Raw genomic sequence first — 2,198 nt, 5'->3', positions numbered from 1 at the left:
GAAACCGCGCTCCGCGCGGTTGTCCTCAAACGCCGGACGGGCTGAAGTGCGCGCCCAGGCGCACTATCCAGCCCGTCCGGCGATTGAGGACGAGCGGCGGAGCCGCGACAGCGGGGTCTGGGGCGCAGCCCCAGGAAACGGTGAGAGGGCGGGGCTGGGGCTCACTCCCCCCGCGGCGGACCTACCCCTTCTCCGCCACGCCCGCGCTGTCGAACGTCGCCACCTCATGCATGGCCCGCGCCGCGCTCTGCACGACCGGGAGGGCCAGCAGGGCACCCGTACCCTCGCCGAGGCGCAGGTCGAGGTCCACCAGCGGCCGCAGCCCCAGCTTCGTCAGAGCGGCGACATGACCGGGCTCCGCACTGCGATGCCCCGCGATGCACGCGGCCAGCGCCTCGGGCGCGATGGCCCGCGCCACCAGAGCGGCCGCACCGGCGCTCACGCCGTCGAGGATCACCGGCGTGCGCAGCGAGGCGGCGCCGAGGATCAGGCCGACGAGGGCGGCGTGTTCGAGCCCGCCGACAGCGGCGAGGACGCCGATCGGGTCGGCCGGGTCCGGGCGGTGCAGTTCCAGCGCCCGCCGGACGACGTCGATCTTGCGGGCGTGCATCTCGTCGTTGATGCCCGTGCCGCGACCGGTGACCTCGGCCGGGTCGGAGTTGGTGAAGACGGAGATCAGGGCGGCCGACACGGTGGTGTTGGCGATGCCCATCTCGCCGGTGAGGAGCGCCTTGTTGCCCGCGGTGACCAGGTCGCGGGCGGTTTCGATGCCCACCTCGACGGCGCGCAGCGCCTCCTCGCGGGTCATCGCCGGGCCGGCGGTGAAGTCGTCCGTGCCCGGGCGGATCTTGCGCGGCAGCAGGCCGGGGCGGGCCGGCAGGTCGCCGGCGACGCCGACGTCCACGACGCAGACCTCCGCGCCGACCTGGTTGGCGAACGCGTTGCAGACCGCTCCCCCGCCCAGGAAGTTGGTCACCATCTGCGAGGTGACCTCCTGCGGCCAGGCGGTGACGCCCTGGGCGTGCACGCCGTGGTCGCCCGCGAACACGGCGACGGCGGCGGGCTCCGGGATCGGCGGCGGGCACTTGCGCGACAGGCCGCACAGCTGCGCGGAGATGATCTCCAGCATGCCGAGCGCGCCGGACGGCTTCGTCATCCGCTTCTGCCGCTCCCACGCCTCGCCGAGCGCCTTGGCGTCGAGCGGGCGGATGCCCCGCAGGGTCTCGGCGAGCAGGTCGTGCGGGTCCTCGCCGGGCAGCGCGCGGCGGCCGTACGTCTCCTCGTGGACGACCCAGGACAGCGGGCGCCGCTTGGACCAGCCGGCCTGCATCAGCTCGGGCTCGTCCGGGAACTCGTCGACGTACCCGACGCACAGGTACGCGACGACCTCCAGGTGCTCGGGGAGGCCGAGCTCGCGGACCATCTCGCGCTCGTCGAAGAAGCTGACCCAGCCGACGCCGAGGCCCTCGGCGCGGGCGGCGAGCCAGAGGTTCTCGACGGCGAGGGCCGACGAGTAGGGGGCCATCTGCGGCTGGGTGTGCCGGCCGAGGGTGTGCCGGCCGCCCCGGGTGGGGTCGGCGGTCACGACGATATTGACCGGGGTGTCGAGGATGGCCTCGATCTTCATTTCCTTGAACTGCTTGGCCCGGCCCTTGGGCAGCGAGGCGGCGTACGCGTCGCGCTGGCGGATCGCGAGTTCGTGCATCGTCCGGCGGGTGTCGGCGGACCGGATGACGACGAAGTCCCACGGCTGCGAGTGCCCGACGCTCGGCGCCGTGTGCGCGGCCTCCAGGACGCGCAGCAGGACGTCGTGCGGGATGGGGTCGGGGCGGAAGCCGTTGCGGATGTCGCGGCGTTCGCGCATCACGCGGTGGACGGCCTCGCGCTCGGCGGCGGCGAAGCCGTCGGCGGGCGGGCCGAGGGGCATCCGGGGCTCCTCGGCGTCCTCCTCGGTCCGCTCGGCCCCCTCGGTCTCCGCGCCGTCGGCCTGCCCGGCGGCGGAGCCGGCCGGCTCGTCCCGCGGCTCGTCGTCACGGACGAGGGCGAGGTGCACCGGGGCGGGGGCCGGCTGGGCCTCCGGGGTCTGCGGGGTCTGCGGGGCCTCCGGGGCCGATTGGGTCGGCTGGGCCTCCGTAGCCGCCTGGGCGACGGGCGCCTGGTCCGCCGCCGGTCCGGTGGGGGCTTCGGCGGCCGGAGCC

At 75.0% G+C, this 2,198-nt stretch carries 1 protein-coding gene; it reads right to left on the bottom strand.

Annotated features, from left to right (window positions below; translation table 11 throughout):
• Positions 1 to 181: 181 nt before the first annotated feature.
• Positions 182 to 2,198, bottom strand: a 2,017-nt coding sequence (gene cobT / locus ACSNOK_RS32665; protein WP_436784414.1) for a nicotinate-nucleotide--dimethylbenzimidazole phosphoribosyltransferase, incomplete at its 5' end; no start/stop codon positions are given.

The sequence above is a fragment of the Streptomyces sp. URMC 126 genome (assembly GCF_051386555.1).
GTDB lineage: Bacteria > Actinomycetota > Actinomycetes > Streptomycetales > Streptomycetaceae > Streptomyces.
This window is presented reverse-complemented; position numbering and strand designations above follow the sequence as displayed.